This window comes from Pseudomonas sp. GM41(2012) (genome assembly GCF_000282315.2).
In the GTDB taxonomy this organism is placed as follows: domain Bacteria; phylum Pseudomonadota; class Gammaproteobacteria; order Pseudomonadales; family Pseudomonadaceae; genus Aquipseudomonas.
The window spans coordinates 1,510,651-1,533,182 of sequence record NZ_AKJN02000006.1 but is presented as its reverse complement, the minus strand read 5'-3'; the positions used below and the strand labels follow the sequence as shown (position 1 = coordinate 1,533,182).

Genomic DNA, 22,532 nt, shown 5'->3' with positions numbered 1-22,532 from the left:
TTACAGGGGGGCTTTCGGCAGCAGAAACGTAACGCCAAAGCTCTCGGCGATTGCCAGTATCTGCGGTAGATCCTGCGGCACTTTGAGCTGATCCAGCGCGGCAAAGAACTGACCTCCGCGCGGGTCAGATACCACGCCGATCAGCTTCGCCGTCGCACTGATGTTCTTGTAAGCATGAATAGTCCCACCGGGAATATGCACATACCCCCCGGGGAAAACGGTGGTGGCCTTGCCCGCAACCGTCACTTCCACCTGCCCGTCAATCACATAGAACGCTTCATCCCAAGGATGAAAGTGCGCAGGCGGCCCGCCGCCTTGCACGCCTTCCTGGATATGCATTTCAAAAGGTTTGCTCAGATCCCCACCCGCAAGAATGGTGATGGTCTCACCCACGACATTGACCGGGTCGGGTTTTTCTCCGGTCTCGATGACATGAATCGTTCGCATGATTGCTCTCCGAAGGATGAGTCCACACCCGCTGAGTATATTCACTTGATCTGGCGCCGGGGCCGCGCCACAAGCCCGTCTGTCCGGGCGATTTCAACGCCGATGGAATTTTCTTCCGGGGGTGTCGCTCTGCTGATGTAGAGACGTGCTGATTCAGCGGATAAGCCTGCACGCTACACTTAAAGGGCTTGCCGCCGACGAGCAAATGCAGGTCTTGATTCCGTGGTTGTCCGCCCATCGGCATGCCCACCCCGCTGGTCTGATGGCCACGCGACGGTCCATCGAACTCAAATCCGTTTTCGATAGGGAGCCCTTCATGAATCAGGAAGAACACCTTGGCGCCGCCGATCTGGCCTTGTTGCAGCTGGGGCGCCGCTTGCAGGCCGACGGTTACCGTTTCATCACGCCAACGCCGCTGACCCATCAGCGGGTCAATGATCGCTCCTTTGGGCAAAACGCCCGGACCCTGCGCGAAGTCTTCGGCTGGTCGCGGCCGTTTGAGCCCGGTCTGTTGTCGGTGGATGAGCAGCGGCAGTTGCAACAGGCAGGCGTCCTTGATGAATGCAATGGTCGACTGAAAAGTCATGTGCGCTGGTCAAGCCTCGATGACCTGTTGTTCGTGCATTCGGGTTACCCCACGGATGCCGCTGACGCGGTGTTCTTCGGCCCCGACACCTACCGTTTTGCACAACTGATTCACGCCCATCTGCAACAGAGCTTTGCGCCGATCAGGCGCGCCGTGGACATCGGTTGCGGCGCGGGCGTCGGGGCGATTGTGATTGCCCGCGCGCGCCGTGAAGCTGAGGTGTTGGCCGTGGACATCAACCCGTTGGCGTTACGCATGACGGCGGTCAACGTCGCCCTCGCCGAGGTGGCTAACGTCAGCATCGAGGCCAGCGACGTGTTGCAAGACATTGACGGCCAATTCGACCTGATCGTCGCCAATCCGCCCTACATGGCCGACCCGGCCGAGCGTGCTTACCGGCATGGCGGCGGCGCGCTCGGCGCGCAATTGTCGTTGCGTATTGTCGAACAGGCCCTGTATCGGTTGGCCCCCGGTGGTTCGCTGGTGCTGTATACCGGCGTGGCGATGATCGATGGCCTCGACCCGTTTCTGGATGCGGTGACGCCGCGTCTGGAATCGCCGATGTTCGGCTGGACCTACCACGAACTCGACCCCGACGTGTTCGGTGAAGAACTGTTGACCCCTGGCTATCAGCGGGTGGAACGAATTGCCGTCGTCGCCCTGATTGTCACGCGTATCGGCCCCGGCATCGGGGGCACAGTTACGTCAGCTGGTGTGCCATGACCAGGAGCCTGGACGATTACAATCGCATGCGCGATTTCTCGGCAACCTCTGAACCGGCTGCCGGTAAACGTTCGGGCAAAAAAACTGCGAAAGACCATGCCTTGCAGTTCTGCATCCAAAAGCACGACGCCTCGCGCCTGCATTACGACTTTCGCCTGGAACTCGATGGCGCGCTGAAAAGCTGGGCGGTGCCCAAAGGCCCGTCACTGGACCCCAAGGTCAAGCGCCTGGCGGTGCACGTCGAAGACCATCCGATTGATTACGCCACCTTCGAGGGCAGCATTCCCGAAGGGCATTACGGTGCCGGCGACGTGATCGTCTGGGACCGGGGAGTGTGGATTCCTCAGGACGATCCTGCCGAGGCGTACGCCAAGGGCAAGCTCAAATTCGAGCTAAAGGGCGAGAAGCTTGGCGGCCTGTGGAACCTGGTGCGCACGCACATGCCAGGCAAGCAGGAGCAATGGTTTCTGATCAAGCATCAGGACGGCGCGGCCAAACCCGAAAGTGATTATGACGTGGTCGCCGCCGAGCCCGACAGCGTGCTCAGTGACCGGACCATCGTTGCCAAAAAGCCGAAGACCGCTGCCAAACCCAAACCCGTCAAAAAACCCGCCGCCCCGACGCGCAAGGAAAAGTCGGCGCCATTGACGGGCGCCCGCAAAGCCAAATTGCCGGAGCTGCTCAAACCGGAACTGGCGACGCTGGTCGAAAAGGCCCCGGGCGGCGAGTGGAGCTATGAGATCAAGTTCGATGGCTATCGGATCATGGCGCGCATCGACCACGACGAGGTCAAACTGTTCACCCGCAACGGCCATGACTGGACCCACAAACTGCCCAGACAAGCCGAGGCGCTGGCGGCGCTGGGTCTCGAATCGGCCTGGCTCGACGGGGAAATGGTGGTCGCCGACGAGCAGGGCGTGCCGGACTTCCAGGCCTTGCAAAACGCCTTCGACTCGGGCCGCAGCGGCAACATCGTCTACTACCTGTTCGACATGCCTTACCTCAATGGCGTGGACCTGCGCGAGGTGCCGGTCGAGGAGCGAAGGGTCGCGCTGTCGACCGTGCTCAACCCCAACAAAGATCCGTTGCTGCGCTTCTCCGATGCTTTTAGCGAAGAGCCGGAAGCGCTGCTCAACAGCGCCTGCCAAATGCAGATGGAAGGGCTGATCGGCAAGCGTCTGGGCACGCCTTATGTGTCGCGGCGCAGCAGCGACTGGATCAAGCTCAAGTGCAAGCATCGGCAGGAATTTGTGGTCGTCGGTTTCACCGACCCGAAAGGCTCGCGCAATGCCTTCGGTGCGCTGCTGCTGGGACTGCATGACCGTGACAGTGGCGAGTTGCGTTACGCGGGCAAGGTCGGCACCGGGTTCAACGAGACGACGCTCAAGCGTATTTACGAGCAACTGAAACCGTTGCAGACCAAAAAGAGTTCAGTGGTCAACCCGCCGAGCGGTTTTGACGCCAAGGGTGTGCACTGGCTCAAGCCCACGCTGCTGGCTGAGGTCGCTTTTGCCGAAATGACCAAAGAAGGTTCAGTCCGTCATGCGGTGTTCCATGGCCTGCGTGACGACAAACCTGCCGAAGACATTACCGAGGAGCGTCCGAAAGCCGTGAAGACTTCAGCCGCGAAAAAAACCACTGCCGAAAAACCTTCCACCCCTGGCAAAAAGACAGCCGCGCCCGCGCCCTCACAAATCGGCCTGGGCGAGGGCAAGGTGCGCATTACTCACCCGGACCGGGTGATCGACGCCAGCAGCGGCACCACCAAAGTGCAACTGGCGGAGTATTACGCCAGCGTCGCCGAATGGATTTTGCCCGAGCTGAGGGACCGTCCCGTGGCGCTGGTGCGCGCCCCGGACGGCATCGCCGGCGAACTGTTTTTCCAGAAGAACGCCGAGCGCTTGGCCATTCCGGGGATCACCGCCCTGGACAAGGCACTCACCGGCCAACCGGTGATGATCATCAACAACGCCGAGGCCCTGATCGGCGCCGTGCAGATGAGTACCGTCGAGTTGCACACCTGGAACGCTACCTCGGACAACCTCGACAAACCCGACCGCTTCGTCCTCGACCTCGACCCGGACCCGGCGCTGCCCTGGAAAAGCATGGTCGAAGCCACTCAGCTGACCCTCTCGGTACTCGATGAACTGGGGCTCAAGGCGTTTCTCAAGACCAGCGGCGGCAAGGGCATTCACCTGGTGGTGCCACTGACTCGCAAGCTGGGTTGGGATGAGGTGAAAGACTTCAGCCACGCGATTGTCAGCCATATGGCCAAGTTGCTGCCGGAGCGTTTTTCCGCGGTGTCGGGACCGAAGAACCGGGTCGGGCGGATCTTCATCGATTACCTGCGCAACGGCCTCGGCGCCACGACCATCTGCGCTTACGCCGTGCGCACCCGCGAAGGGTTGCCGGTGTCGGTACCGATCTTTCGCGAGGAGGTGGCCGAGCTCAAGGGCGGCAATCAGTGGAACATCCACACTGTGCATGAACGCCTGGCCGAGGTCGGCGACGAGCCGTGGAAGGATTTGAAGAAAACCCGGCAGTCGATCACCGCCGAAATGCGGCGGCGGGTCGGGATGAAAAAATAGCCATGCACACCCTTGCAGGAGCAAGGCTTGCCGGCGATGGCGTTCTCAAGGGCGCCATCGCCGGCAAGCCGTGCTCCTACAAAAAAGCTATTTGATAAATGCCTGTAGGTCACTGGTCAGCTTGTCGATCGCCACTTTGAAATCCTTGGTGGTGATCTTCTGGCTGGCGTTTTCCAGTGTGGTGCCAAAGACTTTGCGCACGACTTTGGCCACGGTCTGGTTGGTGCTGGCGTCGATGAACTCGGCCTCGATGAACAGTGTGGTGTCCTGATCGCGGTGACCACTGGCAGCGGAAACACCTCCCACGACGGCGGCAACCGGCACCACTTCATACCACTTCATGCCTTCGTTTTCGGCACTCACCCCGGTGATCGCTGCGCGCATGATCAAGGTTTTTGAACCGGCTGGCGCTGATTTCGCGCTCGATACCACCCGATACTTCTGACCCAGTACACCTTTGGCCTTACTGGTCATGTAGCTCTGCAACTCGTCCAGGGTTTGCTGGTTAACCCGCTCAGTGGGCTTGGGCGCCGGGTAGAGTTCCAGCTTATTGAAAGCCACGGTGTTATAGGCATCTGGATTCCAGGACGGGCTCACCCAGCGCATGGCTGTTTCGCCGCTGGTGGTGGTGACCTCCTGCAAGTTGTTGTAGTTGGACAGGAAGCCGGAGTACTGCGCCTTCTCAGTGACTTTCGAGGTGCAACCGCCGAGCAGCAGGCTGGCCAGCGCAACGCCAATAAACAGCTTTCGGGACAGGTTCATAATGGTGTGTGCTCCATGGTTTGAGTCGTTTTTCTTGGTCGCAGGGCATCAGAAACGCCAGGTCATATTGCCGGTCACGGCTTGAATCCAGGCATTGTCGAACTGACCGGAAGTTCGAATACCCGACGTGGATTTGGTCTGATCCACCGGCATGTCGCCCAGCCAGACCATGGCCCAGCTGACATTAACGTCGGTGACCTCGTTCAGAGCATAGGTGGCTCCGGCCGCAATGCGCCAGGATTCTCCCATGGGCACGGTAAAAGTTCGGTTTGCGTCCGAAACGGCGCTGCTGTCATACGCCACCCCGACGTTCCACAACAGTTGCGGCGTGGCCTGATACTGCGCGCCGAGCGCCAGTTGCCAGGTGTCTTTGAAATGGGCGTCGACCGTCGTCGATTGAGCGCCAAACGCGGTGGTGTCGACTTGCACCGCGATATCGCCAAACTCTGACCAGTCCTGCCAGTTGACCGAGGCCAGCAGGGCCCATTGCGGGTCGAGTTGCTGGAACAGACTCAGCGTTGCAGTTTGCGGCACGGTCATGTCGAGTTGGGTGTTCAGGCCGTCCAGACGATTCAGAGCGGGCCCGTCGCCTTTGACGTCCAGCCCGTCCTCGAACTCCAGATCGACTTTGCTGGTGTAGGCAAGGCCGATGCGGGTGCCGGGTTGCGGGGCATAGATAACACCCACATTCGCGCCGAAACCCCAATCCTGGTCCTTGTATTTGAATTGGCCGTCGCTGCGGTCGGTGAAGCCGAAAGGCGAACGGTCGATCGCGGTTTGCGCTTGCAACATGCCGTACATGGCTTTCACGCCAACGCCCACCGACCATTGCTCGTTAAAGCGATAAGCCACGCTGGGCACGAAAGACAAACCGGCGAGGCTGGCGTCTTGTGCGAAGTAGCGCCCGGACCAATCGTTGTCGTATTTGGCCGCCAGGCCAAAGTCAGCGTACTGGCCGAAGCCAATGCTCCAGTGGTCGTCGAATTGATGGCTGACGAAGAAGCTGCCACCGGGAATCGGGTCGAGGACGTTACCACTGCCGGTGCCGGTGCCATTGGTGTTTGAGTCACGATCGAAGCTCAGGTCGCCGTAGAGAATCTGCAAACCACCGGTGATCTGTGTGCCGGGCAGATAACTCATACCCGCCGGGTTACTGGCGATGGTCGAGGGGCCTTGAGCACGGGCCGCGGCGCCGGCGTTGGCCAGACCGGCGTTATCAGTGCCGATTTCATAGAGCATGATGCCGCCGGCGTAAGCGTGCTGACTGCACAGGGCACACAGGGTGATGGCGGGCAGGGTGGATGTTTTTATCTGCATGGGGTCACCTCAGCACATGTGCGTCATGAACGCGGGTGGCGAGCGCTGGCCACCCGCGCATTCAACTGCTTACTTGCCCATGGCCGCCCGGGCCGCTTCGATCTTGGCTTTGACTGCTTCGAGGTTGAAGCTCGCGCCCTTTTGCATGGGCGGGAACTCAACCGCTGTTTCAGCCAGTTTGACCACCTGTTGCTGCACAAACACGTAGCGCCAGAACTGGAATTTGAACCACTCGAAATACTCCAGCGAGCCATTGGCCGCCATGTTTTCCGGCCACCCGGCGCGTTCGAACGGGTCGAGGCGCAGGTTGGTCAGGATCGGCATGTCCAGCGTGGTTTTTGCCCCCAGCCAGCCACCGGGTTGGTCAATGAAGCGGTACTTGAAGTCATCGATACGGATCGCGCCCAGCGTGCTTTCGCCAAAATAGAAAATTTCATGGCGATTGGACGGACCTTTGCCGGTAATCATCGGTGTCTGGTCGTAGCCGTCGAGGTGCACTTTGTAAGTGGTATCGCCCAGTTGTTTGCCCTTGAGCAATTCTGCGCTGATGTTCGGGTTGCCCGCCGCCGCGACCAGCGTCGGGAACCAATCCATGCCTGACATGATGCCGTTGGCCACCTGGTTGGCAGGTACCTTGCCCGGCCAGCGAATGATCGCCGGAGCCCGGAAACCACCTTCCATCACCGTGCCTTTACCCATGGCAAACGGCGTGGTGCCGCCATCCGGCCAGGTGAAGTTTTCAGCGCCGTTGTCGGTGGTGAAAATCACGATGGTGTTGTCATCCATGCCGTCTTTTTTCAGCTTGGCCATCACCTCGCCGACGATGTCGTCGATCTGCGCCATGCCGGCTTCCTGTTCCGACCAGCCATTTTGCGCATTGCGCATGGCTTGGTACTTGTCGGAGAGGTGAGTGACGATGTGCATGCGGGTCGGGTTGAGCCAGAGAAAGAATGGTTTGTTGTCCTGCCTGGCCTTGTCGATGAAGGCGAGGGCCTTGTCGCGAATCTCGTCATCGACGGTTTTCATCCGCTCCGGATAGAGGGTGCCGGCGTCTTCGATTTTCTGTTTGCCGACCTTGCCCCAGCGCGGCATCACGGTGGTGTCGTCAGTCGTCGTGGCCCAGCTGTGAACCATGTTCCGTGGGCCGACGGTGGGCAGAAGATCTTGCGGATAATTGGGGTGCGCCGGGTCTTCCATGGCGTCGAGGTGATAGAGGTAGCCGAAAAACTCGTCGAAACCATGCACGGTCGGCAGGAACTCGTTCAAGTCGCCCAAGTGGTTCTTGCCGAACTGGCCGGTGGCGTAGCCCATGGACTTGAGCGCGGTGGCAATGGTGACGGCTTCGGCGGGAATACCAATGGGAGAACCGGCCTGCCCAACAGTGGTCATCCCGGTACGGATCGGCAGTTCGCCGGTAATGAAGTTGGCGCGCCCGGCGGTACAACTGGCCTCGGCGTAGTAGTCGGTGAAACGCATGCCTTCAGCCGCGAGCTGGTCGAGGTTGGGTGTTCGACCGGCCATCATGCCCTGGTTGTAGACACCGATATTGGACCAGCCAATATCGTCGCCCATGATGACCACAATGTTGGGGCTTTTGTCGGCAGCTTGAGTGATGCCGGGGAGAACCATTGCAGACAGAAACAAGGGGACGGCGAATATTGAGGATAGCTTTGTCCGGTTCATATCGAGCTCCTTCGCACTAGCGTTGGTACTCTGAGACGAGCCCCCGACCGCCCAGGAAATTTTGGATCCCCCGCGAAGAGCGTAGGTAAGAATTGTGATATTTCCAGTAATTGGTTTTTCGACCGCAGGCCTCTGTTTCATGGGCTTTACAGCTTGTCGCGGATTCGGATGATTACTGACATCTCACCCAGACGAAGTCCTCAATCCGTGCCTGGATCGATCATAGGGAATGTGTTGTTCGAATCGCGGGAGGGCATGAGGCGGCGAGCCGGGCTCGCCGCCCCAACGACTATTGCATGCCGACAGCGGCCGCCAGCAGCGGCGCTATCTGTTCATCGGTCAGTGCCGCCTGGACTTCCATGGTCATGAGGTCGCTCCATTCCAGCACCCACTTCTGAATGGCGGCCGGATCGCTGGCCTCTGCCACGCCAAAACCGGACGCACCACCGACGGCGTGCCAGCGTCCCAGCATTTTGACACCGGCGGGTGGAGCACCCCCGGTCTTGAGGAAACGCCCGATCGCGCTGTTACGATTTGCCGAACTGATAGACCAACTGACTATGAATAACATTGGCCACCTCCTGCTACGGATTGGCACCTGTTGCTCTTCGCGCACACCTGGCGGGTGCCGGGACCACGGTCACGCTTGAGTGTCCAGCTTCATCCCTGACTGGCTTGAAACCACTGCTCCCATGAGAAGGCATAGCAGCGGGCCAGACTCTGCGTATGACCGCTGATCCTGTTTCGTTGCATGGCAACGAATTTTGCAGGTGCCTGGAGGACGATGTTCATGGGGCTGATTTCACGCATCGCGCAACAGGTCGTTGGCGTTGAGCAGCGCGTAGGCAATCTCCGGGCGCTTCTCCAGTGCGCGACGAATCGCGGCCGGGATCGACTGACGGGTTTTGCGGCATAGCCCCGGTTGTTCGCCAAGGTTGATACCGATACCGCGCATGGTGCGTACTTCGTTGAAACCGGGGGCGATGTCGACGCGGATGCCCAACTGCTCATACATCCGCTGTTGCAGGCGCTCCAGATCACTCAGGCTCTGGAGGTTTTCCAGGCGTTCGATCAGGCGCTTTTCCTCTGAACGGGTCAGAAACAGAATGCGCACGTCCGCCCCCGGTGTTTCCAGCAGCGGGTCACGCCCGCAGTCGCAGGCGCCGGGCGGGCAGGGTTGGCGGATCGCAGGCGTGGTGGTCATGGGGTTCAATCATAGAGTGCTCCGATCCGGTTTGCCCATAGGGTTTTTGCCCTTCTGGCAAACGGGGAACGCCGGGTCTAGGCTTAAGAGTCGTGCACAGGCCGCGCGCAAGTCATCACGTTCCGACTGCTTGATTTCAGAGGAGACGCAGCATGGAGCGATTCACGGGGGGTTGCCTGTGCGGCAACGTCCGGATTGAGGCGTCGGGACTCCCGTATCGGGTCGGCCTTTGTCACTGTCTCGACTGCCGCAAGCATCATGGGGCGCTTTTTCATGCATCCGCGATATTCCCTCAGAGTGCGGTGACGATCGAAGGTGAAACACGCGACTACGCCGGGCGGTTTTTCTGTCCCCGCTGTGGCTCGTCCGTTTTTGCCCGCACCGACGACGAAATCGAAGTGAACCTGGGGTCCCTGGATGCGCCAGACCAACTGATGCCAACCTACGAAAGCTGGATCGTGCGTCGCGAGTCCTGGTTGCCGCCGTTTCCGCTCACAAAACGATACGAGCGCGATCGTGATGCCACGGGTCGCTTTGAGGAATAGGTGCCGATGCATGAACCGGATCTGGAGCGTTGCATGAAAGTGGGCGTGATTTCCGATACCCATGGCTTGCTCCGCGCCGAAGCCCTTGCCGCACTGCAGGGTTGCGAACGGATTATTCATGCGGGCGACATCGGCAATCCCGAAATTCTCGATCAACTGGCGTCAATAGCCCCGCTGCACGTGGTCCGCGGGAACAATGACCTGGACGCCCCTTGGGCGGAAAATCTCGCCGACGGCCTATGTTTCGACCTGAACGGATGGCAGACCTTGCTGGTACATGACAGTGCCGATCTCCCCGCCGTGCTTGATGCAGGCATCAGGCTGGTGATCACCGGCCATTCGCACAAGCCCCGCATAGAATGGCGGGGCGAACAGCTCTACCTCAATCCCGGCAGCGCGGGACGCCGGCGCTTCAAGCTGCCGGTGACGCTGGCGCTGCTTGAGGTGTTTGAGACCTCGATTGAACCGCGCCTGGTCTCGCTACTGGAATGACCTTTCCCTGGCGTATTTTGGCTACACAAGCATTGGCGTCTCAAGCCTGAAGACATCGCTATCAAACTGAGCGTTCCACACCGGGTTTTCCAGCCGCTATATACTCGACGGCCCCTTTACCCCCTCAAACAAGAGACACCCATGGCAAACCACGACATCACCTTTCTTCCCGACCCCGATCCGCAATCCATCTCCTCGGATGTCGCCGGTTTCGGCGGCCTGCTGGTCTCCACTCAGATCCCCACCCGCGCCGATGGCAGTCTGGAATTGGGCGACATCACCCTGCAAAGCGAGTGCACGCTGCAGGCGCTCAAGGTTGCGCTGGAACACGCCGGCAGTTCGATGGACCGGGTTCTGCATCTGACCATCTACCTTACCGACATGGCCGACCGCGCCGCCTTCAACGAGGTCTACCAGCGCTTCTTCGCCAAGCCTTGGCCGGTTCGGGCTGCCGTTGGTGTGGCTTCCCTGGCGGTTGAAGGCATGCGCGTGGAAGTCACCGCGATGGCGGCCAAGGGCTGAGTCCGCGAACTTATCCGGCGGTCCCGCTCAACGAGCGGGCGCCACCGGGCGGGTTGGCAAAGACTGCTTCAAGGATGGCTTTTATTGGCCGTCTACGAGGCGAGGCAGCCCCAAGGGATCGAGCTCGCGCAATGACTCAGGCAAAAGCGCATCAGGAAAACCCTGGTAGGACACCGGGCGCAAAAAGCGTTCAATCGACGTCATGCCCACCGAGGTGAAACGGCTGTCCGACGTTGCCGGAAACGGTCCACCGTGGATGGTGGCGAAAGACACCTCTTGAGGATGCGCGAAAGCGTTGACAACGATTCGCCCGGTGCGCCGCTCCAGGACCGGCAGCAAGCGATGAGCCAGTGGCATATCGCGCTCATCAAGATGCATGGCGGCGCTGAGCTGGCCCTTGAGCGAGCGAGCGACGGCGAGCAGTTCATCCTCATCCTTGACGTTCACCAGCAGGGCTGAAGGACCGAATACTTCTTGCGCAAGTACCGTTTCGGTCAGGAAGCGTTGACCGTCGACCTCATGCAACACCGATTGGCCATCAAAATCTGCGTTGGCTAGCGAGCCTTCGGCGACGCGATTTGCACCAACGCTCTCCATTGCGGCGAGGCCGTTCGAGTAGGACGCATGAATACCCGGCGTCAGCATGGTGCGCGCCGATGCTTCGGTGACGCGCTTGACCATGGCGGCGCGCAGCGCTTCATAGCCAGCCCCTTTGATGGCGAAGAGGATGGCAGGCCTGAGGCAGGCTTGCCCCACATTGACCAGCATGCGTTCGATAAAGCCATCACCGATTTGCGCTCCACGCGCGGCCAGCGCATGGGGCAGGATGAACGTGGGGTTGACGCTGGTCATCTCGGTGAACACGGGAATGGGATCGGGGCGTTGCTGCGCACGCCGGTACAGCGCCATGCCGCCACCCTCCGAGCCGGTGAACGTCACAGCCTTGATCAACGGATGATCGACCAAGGCTTCGCCGATCGAGTTGCCACTGCCACGCACCATCGTGAAAACACCCTCTGGCAGTCCGTTCTCTTGCACCGCCTTGCGGATGGCACGCGCCTGAATTTCTGATGCGCCTGGATGGGCGTTATGCGCCTTCACGACGACGGTCGCGCCGGCTGCCAGCGCTGAAGCGGTATCGCCACCTGCGACCGAATACGAAATGGGAAAATTACTCGCACCGAAAATAGCCACCGGGCCGATCGCCATTTTCTGAAGTCGATGATCCATGCGTGGGCGGGGTTGACGATGTGGCTGTGCCGGATCGATGGCCAACTGCAGGAAGCGTCCTTTGCGTACGACCTCCGCGAATTGGCGAAACTGGGTGGCGGCTTTTGCCGCTTCGCCCTCAAGCTGAGCCTCAGGCAGGCCCGTTTCGAGCGCTGCCCGTGCGGCAAGCTCATGACGGACAGCGTCGAGATTGTCGGCAATGCTTTCCAGGAACGCCGCGCGCCGGCTGAGCGAGGTATGGCTGTAATGGTCAAATGCTTCGTCGGCGAGCGTCGCCGCCTGGTCGACTTCCGCCACGCCACCGAATGCGAAATCCGGCTCGATCAACTGGTTGGTTGCGGGGTTGAGCGCCTTCATTGTCCCTTCAGTGGCCGGGACTTCGTTTGCGCCAATAATGAGGTTTCCAGTCAATTTCATGTGTGTCACCCCTGTTGTGCCAGAGACGCGATGAGCTCGTCCGTCGCCACAATGGCGTGGGCGAACGTGGGGCCGTTGAGTTCATGCGCGGCATGCATCATTTCCGGTTTGAAGGCTGCGGTCGCATCACGCACCAGTGTGACGTGGTAACCGAGTTCCACGGCGTAGCGCGCGGTTGCCTCGATGCAGGTATTCGCCAGCAGGCCAACGATGATCACGTGCGTGATGCCTTTCTGCTTGAGGCGAAAATCAAGGTCGGTATTGGCAAAGCCGCTCGAGCCCCAATGTTCCTGAACGACGATGTCGCCATCCTTTGGCGCGAAATCGGGATGCCATTCGCCGCCCCATTCTCCGCGTGCGAAGTGATGCATATGCATGACCTTGCATTGGGTAGGGCTTGGATGATCCCAGCCTTCGTAGTCGCCTTGCTGCCAACGGCGGTGCGGTACGATGACCACCGGAATATCGAGTGCACGCACGGCGCGGTCGAGGGCGCGCAGATTGTCGAGCAGGCCGACTTGCTCGGCAATCGGCTCGATCAAGGGGTAGATCTTTCCGCCTTCCGACAGGAAATCATTGTAAGGATCGACCAGCAGATACGCGGTTCTGTTGAGGGGATAAATGGCTTTGGACATGGCGGTTTTCTCCAGGGATTTTGGATGACTCGTGCCGAGGGCTTGCCCAGGTACGCTTTAGATATGATAATCATAGTAACTGTAGAAGAGGCAAGTCCTTATGTCGGTAAACACAAGTGCTGCGCAAACCCTGTGCCCGATTGCGCGGGCTGAGGCGGTCGTGGGCGACCGCTGGACCGTATTGGTCCTGCGTGAGTTGTTCATGGGGAGCCATCGATTCGACGAGATCCAGGCGCAGACCGGAGGAACTCCGCAAATGATCGCCGCACGCCTGAAGAGTATGGAGGCTGACGGACTCGTCGCACGCCGTCCTTACAACGAGCGGCCGCCACGCTACGAATATCACCTCACCCCGAAAGGGCAGGCCTTCTATTCGGTGGTGCTTGCACTGCGCGCGTGGGGAGAAGCCTGGTGCAAGTCGCCAGAGGAGGAGTTGGCGGTCGTTTATACCCACAAAACCTGTGGCCAGCCCGCCGGGCTAGGCCCGCTTTGCGAACATTGCGGCGAACTCTTGCGCCGTGAAGAGCTGATCAGCGAGCCGAGCGCCGCCTACATCGAAGAACGCAACGCACGGCGTGAGGCTTTCAAGGGGAATCGAATTCAGCAGTAAGGAGAGAATCCACAGTGCTCGTTGCCCGCTGAACTTGTTGGTCCGCATGGTAGGACGAACGCACCAGCGGACCGGAGGCAACGTTCTTGAAGCCCATCCGCGTACCTTCCTCGGCAAACCAGGCGAATACGTCCGGGTGGACGAAACGCTGGACCGGCAAGTGACTGCGCGACGGTTGCAGGTATTGGCCGAGGGTGAGCATGTCGACATCGTGCTCACGCATGCGCTGCATGACTTCGATGACTTCCTCGTCGGTCTCGCCAAGGCCCAGCATCAGGCCGGATTTGGTCGGTACATGCGGGACCATTAGCTTGAACTTCTGCAGCAAATCCAGTGACCACTCGAAATCCGAACCCGGCCGCGCGGCTTTGTACAGGCGCGGGACGGTCTCCAGATTGTGGTTGAACACATCGGGTGGTTCAGTGGCGGTGATCGCCAGGGCGACGTCCATGCGGCCACGGTAATCCGGCACCAGGGTTTCCAGTTGCACGCCCGGCGACAGCGTGCGGATTTCGCGCAGGCAATCGACGAAATGCTGGGCGCCGCCGTCGCGCAAGTCGTCGCGGTCCACCGAGGTGATCACCACGTACTTGAGGCGAAGGTCGGCGATGGCCACGGCGAGGTTCATCGGCTCGTCGGCATCCAGCGGTTTCGGCCGGCCGTGGCCGACGTCGCAGAACGGGCAACGGCGGGTGCAGATGTCACCCATGATCATGAAAGTCGCGGTGCCACCGGAAAAACACTCGCCGAGGTTCGGGCAGGAGGCTTCTTCACAGACGCTGTGCAGCTTGTGTTTGCGCAGCAGCTGCTTGATCCGGTCGACCTCGGGGGAGATCGGAATGCGCACGCGAATCCAGTCGGGTTTGCGTGGGAACTCATCGGTCGGGATGATCTTCACCGGAATCCGCGCGACCTTTTCTGCACCACGCAGTTTTACACCGACTTCCATTTTTACCGGCACTTTGCCGGTCGATTCCACAAGTACGCTCATGTGTAGTGTTCTTCTGTTCGAGTGGGGGAGGCGAGATCGCATCGGAACCTGTGGGAGCGAGCCTGCTCGCGATAGCGGTTAATCATTCAACATTGATGTCGACTGTCACTCCGCAATCGCGAGCAGGCTCCCTCCCACAGGGATAGTGCCGAGCAATCAGTCGCGGTAGACCGGGAAATCAGAGCACATCGCAGCAGCCTGGCTGGCGACGTGAGCCTCGACATCGGCATCGCCGAGGTGATCGAGGATGTCGCAGATCCAGCCCGCCAGCTCGATGCTCTGGGTTTCCTTGAAACCACGGCTGGTGATCGCCGGCGTGCCGATGCGCAGGCCGGAGGTCACGAACGGCGATTGCGGATCGTTCGGTACGGCGTTCTTGTTCACGGTGATACCGGCACGGCCAAGGGCGGCGTCGGCGTCTTTGCCGGTCAGGCCCTGACGAATCAGGCTGACCAGGAACAGGTGGTTGTCGGTACCGCCCGACACCACGTCGTAGCCTCGATCAATAAAGACTTTTGCCATCGCCTGGGCGTTGCGGATCACTTGCGCTTGATAGGTCTTGAAGGCTGGCTCCAGCGCTTCTTTGAAGCACACAGCCTTGGCCGCGATCACATGCATCAACGGGCCACCCTGACCGCCGGGGAACACCGCTGAGTTGAGTTTTTTCTCCAGTTCCGGATTGGCCTTGGCCAGGATCAGGCCGCCACGCGGACCCCGCAGGGTCTTGTGGGTCGTGGTGGTGACGACATCGGCAAAAGGAATCGGGTTCGGATACAGACCGGTCGCTACCAGCCCGGCAACGTGGGCCATATCGACAAACAAATAAGCGCCGACCTTGTCGGCAATCGCCCGGAAGCGTGGGAAGTCCAGGGTCTTCGAGTAAGCAGAGAAGCCGGCGATGATCATTTTCGGCTGGTGCTCGACGGCCAGGCGTTCGACTTCGTCGTAATCGATCAGCCCGGTCGCGGTGTCGATGCCATACTGAACGGCGTTATACAACTTGCCGGAAAAACTGACTTTGGCGCCGTGGGTCAGGTGGCCGCCGTGGGCCAGGCTCATGCCCAGCACGGTATCGCCGGCCTGCAGCAATGCCAGATAAACCGCGGCGTTGGCCTGGCTGCCGGAGTGAGGCTGGACGTTGGCGTAATCGGCGTCGAACAGCTGTTTGGCGCGGTCGATGGCCAATTGTTCGACCACGTCGACGTGCTCGCAGCCACCGTAATAGCGCTTACCTGGATAGCCTTCGGCGTACTTGTTGGTCAGGCCGCTGCCTTGCGCTTCCATCACCCGTTGGCTGGTGTAGTTTTCCGAAGCGATCAGCTCGATGTGGTGCTCTTGACGTGCGTCCTCGGCGTTCATCGCTGCCAGCAGTTCGTCGTCGTAGCCTTTGATCTGGTCGTGTTTGCTGAACATGGTGGAGTCCTCTTTTTGTTCTCTGGATTGGCTGACCTGTAGGAGCAAAGCTTGCTCGCGATGAACGATGACGCGGTTCATCAGGCGGACCGTGTGACGGCTATCGCGAGCAAGCTTTGCTCCTACAGGGGGGTGTTGTTTTTAGGCGTCCTGGTAGTCGGCGATCGACGGGCAGGCGCAGATCAGGTTGCGATCGCCGAACACGTTGTCGACCCGACCTACGGGTGGCCAGTATTTGGCGTCGATCAAGGTTTCGATTGGGTAAACCGCTTGCTCACGGCTATATGGATGCGTCCACTCGCCGACGATTTCCGCCGCGGTGTGCGGGGCGTTTTTCAGCGGGTTGTCGTCCTTGTCCAGGGTGCCGTTTTCCACCGCGCGGATTTCTTCGCGGATGCGGATCATGGCGTCGCAGAAGCGGTCCAGTTCTTCTTTGGATTCGCTTTCGGTCGGCTCGATCATCAGCGTGCCGGCGACCGGGAACGACATGGTCGGGGCGTGGAAACCGAAGTCGATCAGGCGCTTGGCGACGTCATCGACGCTGATGCCGCTGCTGTCTTTCAGCGGACGCAAATCGAGGATGCATTCGTGCGCCACCAGGCCGTTGCTGCCGGTGTACAGCACCGGGTAATGCTCTTCGAGGCGACGGGAAATGTAGTTGGCATTGAGGATCGCCAGTTGCGACGCGCGCTTCAGACCGGCGCCGCCCATCATCCGAATGTACATCCAGGTGATTGGCAAAATGCTCGCGCTGCCGAACGGTGCGGCGCAGACCGCGCCTTCTTTACGCTCCATGGTGCCGTGACCCGGCAGGAACGGCGTCAGGTGCGACTTGACGCCAATCGGACCGACGCCCGGACCGCCACCGCCGTGCGGGATGCAGAAGGTTTTGTGCAGGTTCAGGTGCGACACGTCGCCGCCGAACTTGCCCGGCGCGCAGAGGCCGACCATGGCGTTCATGTTGGCGCCGTCGATGTACACCTGGCCGCCGTGGTCGTGAATGATGCCGCAGATTTCGCGGATGCCTTCTTCGAACACGCCGTGGGTCGACGGGTAGGTGATCATCAGCGCGGCGAGGTGTTCGCGGTGCTCGATGGCCTTGGCCCGCAGGTCTTCGATGTCGACGTTGCCGCGGGCATCGCAAGCGGTGACCACCACGCGCATGCCGGCCATGTTGGCGGTGGCCGGGTTGGTGCCGTGGGCCGAGGACGGGATCAGGCAGATGTCGCGACGGTCTTCGCCACGGCTCTGGTGATAGGCACGAATCGCCAGCAGGCCGGCGTATTCACCTTGCGAACCGGCGTTCGGTTGCAGGCTGATCGCGTCGTAACCGGTGGCGGCGCAGAGCATCGCTTCCAGCTCGTCGGTCAGTTGCTGGTAGCCGGCACTTTGCTCGGCCGGGGCGAACGGGTGCAGGGCGCCGAATTCGGCCCAGGTCACCGGGATCATTTCGCTGGCGGCGTTGAGTTTCATGGTGCACGAGCCCAGCGGGATCATGGTGCGGTCCAGGGCCAGGTCCTTGTCCGCCAGTTTGCGCAGGTAGCGCATCAGCTCGGTTTCCGAGTGGTAGCGGTTGAACACCGGGTGGCTGAGGATCGGCGACTGGCGCAGCAGCGCGGCCGGGATCGTGCTTTGCACGGAGGCGGCGAGGGCGGCGAAGTCCGGCAGAGTTTGGCCGTCGGCCAGCAGGGCCCACAGGGTTTCTACGTCAGCTGGCGACGTGGTTTCGTCGAGGGACAGGCCCAGACGCTCGCCATCGACCACGCGCAGGTTGATCTGCTGGGCACGGGCCTTCTCGTGCAACGCGGCGGTGTGGGCGCCGGTCTTGATCGTCAACGTGTCGAAGAAGTTTTCCTGCTCGACCTTCAGGCCCAATGCGCTCAAGCCTTTAGCCAGAATCGCGGTCAGGTGATGCACGCGATTGGCGATCTGCGTCAGGCCTTTCGGACCGTGGTACACGGCGTACATGCTGGCGATGTTGGCCAGCAAGACTTGCGCGGTGCAGATGTTGCTGGTGGCCTTCTCGCGGCGGATGTGTTGCTCGCGGGTCTGCATCGCCAGGCGCAGGGCCGGCTTGCCGAAACGGTCGACGGAGACGCCGACCAGACGGCCCGGCATGTCGCGCTTGAACGCATCCTTGGTGGAGAAATACGCCGCGTGCGGGCCACCGAAGCCCAGCGGCACGCCGAAGCGTTGCGCGCTGCCGATGGCCACGTCGGCGCCGAATTCGCCCGGTGGGGTCAGTACGGTCAGGGCCAGCAGGTCGGCGGCCACGGCCACCAGCGCGTTGGCGGCGTGGAAGCGTTCGGTCAGTTCGCGGTAATCAAACACGTCACCGTTGCTCGCCGGGTATTGCAGCAGGGCGCCGAAGAATGGCGTCACGTCGCTCAGTTCACGCTCGTCGCCCACGACCACGTCGATGCCCAGCGGCTCGGCGCGGGTGCGTAATACGTCGAGGGTTTGCGGGTGGCAATGCACGGAGGCGAAGAAGGCGTGGCTGCCCTTGTTCTTGCTCAGGCGTTTGCAGAAGGTCATCGCTTCGGCGGCGGCGGTGGCTTCGTCCAGCAGCGAGGCGTTGGCGATCGGCAGGCCGGTGAGGTCGCTGATCAGGGTCTGGAAGTTCAGCAGCGCTTCGAGACGGCCCTGGGAAATTTCCGGTTGGTACGGGGTGTAGGCGGTGTACCAGGCCGGGTTTTCCAGCAGGTTGCGCAGGATCGGCGACGGCGTGTGGGTGCCGTAGTAGCCCTGGCCGATGAAGGTCTTGAACAGCTGGTTTTTGCCGGCGATGGACTTGATCAAGGCCAGGGCATCGGCTTCGCTCAGGCCGTCTTCGAGGCCGAGGACGCTGGTGCCCTTGATGCTGTCGGGGATGACGCTGGCGCTCAGGGCTTCCAGCGAGTCGAAGCCGAGGCTGTTGAGCATGGCTTGCTCGTCGCCGGCACGCGGGCCGATGTGGCGGGCGATGAATTCGTTACGGGTGTCGAGGAGGGTGGTCATACGCAAATCCTCAAGCGTCGTCGTTGGTCAGGCGCTCGTAAGCGCTCTGGTCGAGCAGGGCGTTCATCGCGGTGGGGTCGCTCGGGCGCATACGGAAGAACCAGCCCTCACCCAGTGCGTCTTCGTTGATCAATTCGGGAGAGCTTTCCAGCGTCGAATTCACCTTGACCACTTCGCCATCCAGCGGCATGTACACGCTGCTGGCAGCTTTCACCGACTCCAGTACCGCCACCTCATCGCCAGCGCCGAAGGTGCGAAGTTCAGGCACCTGAACGAAGACCACGTCCCCCAGCGCTTGCTGGGCATAAGCGGTGATCCCCACAGTGATCAGGCCGTCGCTCTCAAGACGCAGCCATTCGTGATCGACGGTAAAACGTAATTCGCTCATATCAACTCCTCATTGTTCTGACTCATCCGCTACTGGTGGCGGATGGCGATGGACAGGCTCGTGCCGGGCAGCGAGCGTGGCTTGAGGGTTGATAGCAAGGGTGGTGCCAGGTTTGATTTATCTATATAAATCAATTGATTGAGTTGGTTTTAGGTGCGTAGGTATGGCGCGTTCGTATTGAAATCAATACAGGCACTTGTAGCGAAGGGTGCGAAGTACGGGCCAGACGGGTCGAGAGGGTTTTGTCTTGAATTCGATACGCTGTATCGATTTACACACATGTGTGCTTGATGCATATCCACTGTGGGAGCGAGCCTGCTCGCGATGGCGGAGTATCAGTCGACATCTCTGTTGAATGTCAGTCAGCTATCGCGAGCAGGCTCGCTCCCACAGGGGCAGTGTTGGTGATGGGATTGTGTTTCGGCAGTGGCTTCATTGCTTGTTCGGAATGCCGTATTTACGCAGCCGGATGGCGATCGCACTGTGCGAAGTTTGCAGGCGTGCCGCCAGTAAACGGCTGGAGGGATAACTGCTGTAGAGCTGTTCCAGCAGGTTCTTTTCAAAGCCTTCGACGGCATCCTCCAGGCTGCCGACCTCACCGTCGTTTTGCCGCTCCACCGCCGTTCTGGCGATGTCGAGGTCGTCGATGTCCACCAGCGGGTTTTCGCAAATGGCCGCGGCGCGGAAGATCACGTTTTGCAGTTGCCGCACATTGCCTGGCCAGCGATTACCGAGCAGCGCCGGATAGGTCCCGGGCGCCAGGCGACAGACTGGACGCTGGATCTGCGCGCACGCCTGCTGCATGAAGTGATTGGCCATCAACAGGATGTCGTGGCCGCGCTCGCGCAACGGCGGCACTTGCAGATTAAGCACATTGAGGCGGTAAAACAGGTCCTCGCGAAAACTGCCTTCGCTGACCATTTTCTCCAGATCACGGTGGGTCGCACTGAGGACCCGAACGTTGACCCTGACCTCTCGATCACCACCCACCCGCCGGAAGCAGCCATCGCTTAAAAAACGCAGCAATTTGGCTTGCAGGTAGGGCGACATTTCACCGACTTCGTCGAGGAACACCGTGCCCTGGTCGGCCAGTTCCAGCAGGCCGAGTTTGCCACCCCGTTGTGCACCAGTGAAGGCGCCCGCGGCATAGCCGAACAGCTCGCTTTCGGCGAGGCTCTCCGGCAGCGCCGCGCAGTTCAGGGCCAGGAAGGGTGAGTCATGGCGGGCGCTGATCGCGTGGCAGGCACGCGCCACCAACTCTTTGCCGGTGCCGGTTTCGCCCTGAATCAGCAGCGGTGCATCGAGTGTTGCCACGCGCTGGGCACGGGCCTTGAGCGTACGAATCGCCGGGGATTCGCCGAGCAGCGCATCGAAACCTTCGGCATGGTCATGATGCAGCGCCGAGAGACGTTCACCGATGCGGTTCGGTTGGTAAAGAGTCAGCAGGGCGCCGGCATCGGTGATTGGCATCGCGTCCAGCAGCAGCGTCTGGCCACCGAGACTAACCTCGTGCATGGGCAGGCGAAAACCGTGTTCGATCAATGTGCGTTGCAGCGAAGGATCATCGAATAGCGCCGTCAGCGGCTCACCGGCCGGTTCTCGACCGCACAGTGAAATCAGCGCCGGGTTGGCCAGCAGCACATGACCGCGCTCATCCACCGCCAACACCGGGTCGGTGCTGGCCGCCAGCAAGGCATCGAGTTGCAAGCGTCGGCGCTGCCCCGGGAGGATGTCGACCATCGTCACCGCTTGCACGCCCCGCACCCCAAGAAAAGCCTCGCGCAACTCTTCCAGTACATCGGCGCCGAGGGTCGGGGCATCGATGTAAACGTTGGGCGGCACCATCTCGACGGCATCCAGATTGAAACGGCGCCCACCGAGCAGGGCCAGCACTTCCTGGGTGATGCCGACGCGGTCGATGAAGGTGACGTGAATGCGCATAGGGTGGCCTGCAAGGGTTGCGAACAGAATGAGTATGACCGGCACACGTCGTGTCTGTCAGGTGTTGCCGGCGGTGCGCGAACAGGCGGCGAGATCCTCGAGGAACGCCTGAAGGATCGGTGGCGGGGCAGTGCCGCGTCGGGTGATCACGTCGAACGGCGACATCAGTTGCAAGCTGGTGGGCGCCAGTTGGTGCATCTCGCCGGTCTTGACCCACTGAGCGGCGAAGTGCATCGGCAGAAAGCCCAGATAGGCGCCGGAAATCAGCAGAATCGCCAGCGCTTCGATGTTGTCGACGGTCGCGGCGGCTTTGCTCACGCCCAAGTGTTCCAGGTCGTATTGCTGCATGTAGCCCCTGACGACAATCCGGCTAGCGGCAATCTCTTCGAGCAGTTCGTCGCCCTCGGCCTTGCTGCCATACAGCGGGTGCCGCCGTCCGCAATACAACCCCAAGGCTTCCTGATACAGCGGCGAGTGCAACAGCCCCGGAACGTAGATTGGGAAGTGCCCGATGGCCAGGTGCAGGCGGCCGTCGAGCACGCGTTCTTCCAGTTCCGCCGGGGTGCCGACGTACACGTTCAGGTGCACGTCGTGCCCCCTCGACACGAAGCGTTGGGTGGTGCGCGGCAGTGGAGAATCGGGATCGGTAATGGTGGTGTCGATGATCCCCAGATTGAGCTTGCCGCTGATGTGCTGCTTGAGCACGTCGGCGTCCATGCAGAAGTTTTCCACCGCCGAGAGCAGACGCTGAGTGGCTTCGTGGATCGCCACACCTTGCTCGGTCAGACGAAAGCCGCTGCGCCCGCGTTGACAGAGTTTGACCCCGAGCCGGGTTTCCAGATGAGTCATCTGTTCGCTGATGGTTGACTGGCCCGCATTCAACGCCGCCTGCGCAGCAGAGAACCCGCCGCACCTGACAATCGTGGCAAACACCCTGAGCAGTTTCAGATCGACATCGTGCAGCTGGATCACCTTGAACCTCCCGCGTGTGGATGCATCGGTAATGCCGATATGAGTATCTGATGTTTAGCATTTTTTCCA

The 22,532-nt window shown here is 60.7% G+C and carries 20 protein-coding genes; 6 read left to right on the top strand and 14 right to left on the bottom strand.

Annotated elements, in window-relative coordinates:
- Positions 1–447, bottom strand: a complete 447-nt coding sequence (locus PMI27_RS19030; protein WP_008146373.1) for a cupin domain-containing protein — start codon at positions 445–447, stop codon at positions 1–3.
- Between the two features lie 316 nt (positions 448–763).
- On the opposite strand from PMI27_RS19030, the gene PMI27_RS19035 reads away from it, so the two are divergent.
- Positions 764–1,756, top strand: coding sequence for a methyltransferase (locus tag PMI27_RS19035; RefSeq protein ID WP_008146374.1), 993 nt, complete (start codon positions 764–766; stop codon positions 1,754–1,756).
- Complete coding sequence (gene ligD, locus PMI27_RS19040; RefSeq protein WP_008146375.1) at positions 1,753–4,344, top strand: DNA ligase D; 2,592 nt, start codon at positions 1,753–1,755, stop codon at positions 4,342–4,344. The genes PMI27_RS19035 and ligD overlap by 4 nt, the downstream gene beginning before the upstream one ends.
- Positions 4,345–4,431: 87 nt before the next feature.
- On the opposite strand, the gene PMI27_RS19045 is transcribed toward ligD, so the two are convergent.
- From PMI27_RS19045 to PMI27_RS19065, 5 genes are all read right to left on the bottom strand, one after another.
- Positions 4,432–5,106 (bottom strand): DUF3313 domain-containing protein, encoded by a 675-nt coding sequence (locus tag PMI27_RS19045; RefSeq protein ID WP_008146377.1) that lies wholly within the window; start codon positions 5,104–5,106, stop codon positions 4,432–4,434.
- 48 nt (positions 5,107–5,154) lie between these two features.
- The gene (locus PMI27_RS19050) at positions 5,155–6,423 is read right to left on the bottom strand and encodes an OmpP1/FadL family transporter (protein ID WP_008146378.1); all 1,269 of its coding nucleotides are present in this window, start codon (positions 6,421–6,423) and stop codon (positions 5,155–5,157) included.
- A 69-nt stretch (positions 6,424–6,492) separates the two neighbouring features.
- Positions 6,493–8,106, bottom strand: coding sequence for an arylsulfatase (locus tag PMI27_RS19055; protein ID WP_008146379.1), 1,614 nt, complete (start codon positions 8,104–8,106; stop codon positions 6,493–6,495).
- A gap of 289 nt (positions 8,107–8,395) precedes the next feature.
- Positions 8,396–8,677, bottom strand: coding sequence for a DUF3303 domain-containing protein (locus tag PMI27_RS19060; RefSeq protein ID WP_008146380.1), 282 nt, complete (start codon positions 8,675–8,677; stop codon positions 8,396–8,398).
- Positions 8,678–8,908: 231 nt separating this feature from the next.
- The gene (locus PMI27_RS19065) at positions 8,909–9,310 is read right to left on the bottom strand and encodes a hypothetical protein (RefSeq protein WP_033053149.1); all 402 of its coding nucleotides are present in this window, start codon (positions 9,308–9,310) and stop codon (positions 8,909–8,911) included.
- A 152-nt stretch (positions 9,311–9,462) separates the two neighbouring features.
- Between PMI27_RS19065 and PMI27_RS30350 the strand changes: the two genes are divergently transcribed.
- The 3 genes from PMI27_RS30350 (at position 9,463) to PMI27_RS19075 (ending at position 10,869) form a co-directional block, all read left to right on the top strand.
- Positions 9,463–9,855: a GFA family protein gene (locus PMI27_RS30350; protein ID WP_008146382.1), complete on the top strand. Its 393-nt coding sequence runs from the start codon at positions 9,463–9,465 to the stop codon at positions 9,853–9,855.
- 33 nt (positions 9,856–9,888) lie between these two features.
- Entirely contained in the window at positions 9,889–10,347 is a 459-nt protein-coding gene (locus PMI27_RS19070; protein WP_033053336.1) for a metallophosphoesterase family protein, read from the top strand.
- 141 nt (positions 10,348–10,488) lie between these two features.
- A complete protein-coding gene (locus PMI27_RS19075) occupies positions 10,489–10,869 on the top strand; it encodes a RidA family protein (RefSeq protein ID WP_008146386.1) in 381 nt (126 codons plus the stop codon).
- Between the two features lie 81 nt (positions 10,870–10,950).
- On the opposite strand, the gene PMI27_RS19080 is transcribed toward PMI27_RS19075, so the two are convergent.
- Positions 10,951–12,516, bottom strand: coding sequence for an aldehyde dehydrogenase (NADP(+)) (locus PMI27_RS19080; RefSeq protein ID WP_008146388.1), 1,566 nt, complete (start codon positions 12,514–12,516; stop codon positions 10,951–10,953).
- A gap of 5 nt (positions 12,517–12,521) precedes the next feature.
- Positions 12,522–13,151 carry an isochorismatase family cysteine hydrolase gene (locus PMI27_RS19085; RefSeq protein WP_008146390.1) on the bottom strand — a complete coding sequence of 210 codons (630 nt, stop codon included), beginning with the start codon at positions 13,149–13,151 and terminating at the stop codon, positions 12,522–12,524.
- Between the two features lie 100 nt (positions 13,152–13,251).
- Here PMI27_RS19085 and PMI27_RS19090 point away from each other — a divergent pair, with 100 nt between their 5' ends.
- On the top strand, positions 13,252–13,761 hold the full coding sequence (locus PMI27_RS19090) for a winged helix-turn-helix transcriptional regulator (protein ID WP_008146391.1): 510 nt from the start codon (positions 13,252–13,254) through the stop codon (positions 13,759–13,761).
- Here PMI27_RS19090 and lipA read toward each other — a convergent pair.
- From lipA to PMI27_RS19120, 6 genes are all read right to left on the bottom strand, one after another.
- Positions 13,736–14,752, bottom strand: a complete 1,017-nt coding sequence (lipA, locus tag PMI27_RS19095; RefSeq protein WP_008146394.1) for a lipoyl synthase — start codon at positions 14,750–14,752, stop codon at positions 13,736–13,738. The two genes, PMI27_RS19090 and lipA, sit on opposite strands and share 26 nt — an antisense overlap.
- Before the next feature lie 156 nt (positions 14,753–14,908).
- Positions 14,909–16,165, bottom strand: a complete 1,257-nt coding sequence (glyA, locus tag PMI27_RS19100; protein ID WP_008146395.1) for a serine hydroxymethyltransferase — start codon at positions 16,163–16,165, stop codon at positions 14,909–14,911.
- 141 nt (positions 16,166–16,306) lie between these two features.
- Complete coding sequence (gcvP, locus tag PMI27_RS19105; protein ID WP_024164555.1) at positions 16,307–19,162, bottom strand: aminomethyl-transferring glycine dehydrogenase; 2,856 nt, start codon at positions 19,160–19,162, stop codon at positions 16,307–16,309.
- A 10-nt stretch (positions 19,163–19,172) separates the two neighbouring features.
- Positions 19,173–19,550, bottom strand: a complete 378-nt coding sequence (gcvH, locus tag PMI27_RS19110; RefSeq protein WP_008146750.1) for a glycine cleavage system protein GcvH — start codon at positions 19,548–19,550, stop codon at positions 19,173–19,175.
- A 432-nt stretch (positions 19,551–19,982) separates the two neighbouring features.
- The gene (locus tag PMI27_RS19115; protein WP_008146749.1) at positions 19,983–21,491 is read right to left on the bottom strand and encodes a sigma-54-dependent transcriptional regulator; all 1,509 of its coding nucleotides are present in this window, start codon (positions 21,489–21,491) and stop codon (positions 19,983–19,985) included.
- A 57-nt stretch (positions 21,492–21,548) separates the two neighbouring features.
- Positions 21,549–22,463, bottom strand: a complete 915-nt coding sequence (locus PMI27_RS19120; RefSeq protein WP_008146748.1) for a LysR family transcriptional regulator — start codon at positions 22,461–22,463, stop codon at positions 21,549–21,551.
- Between the last annotated feature and the right edge of the window lie 69 nt (positions 22,464–22,532).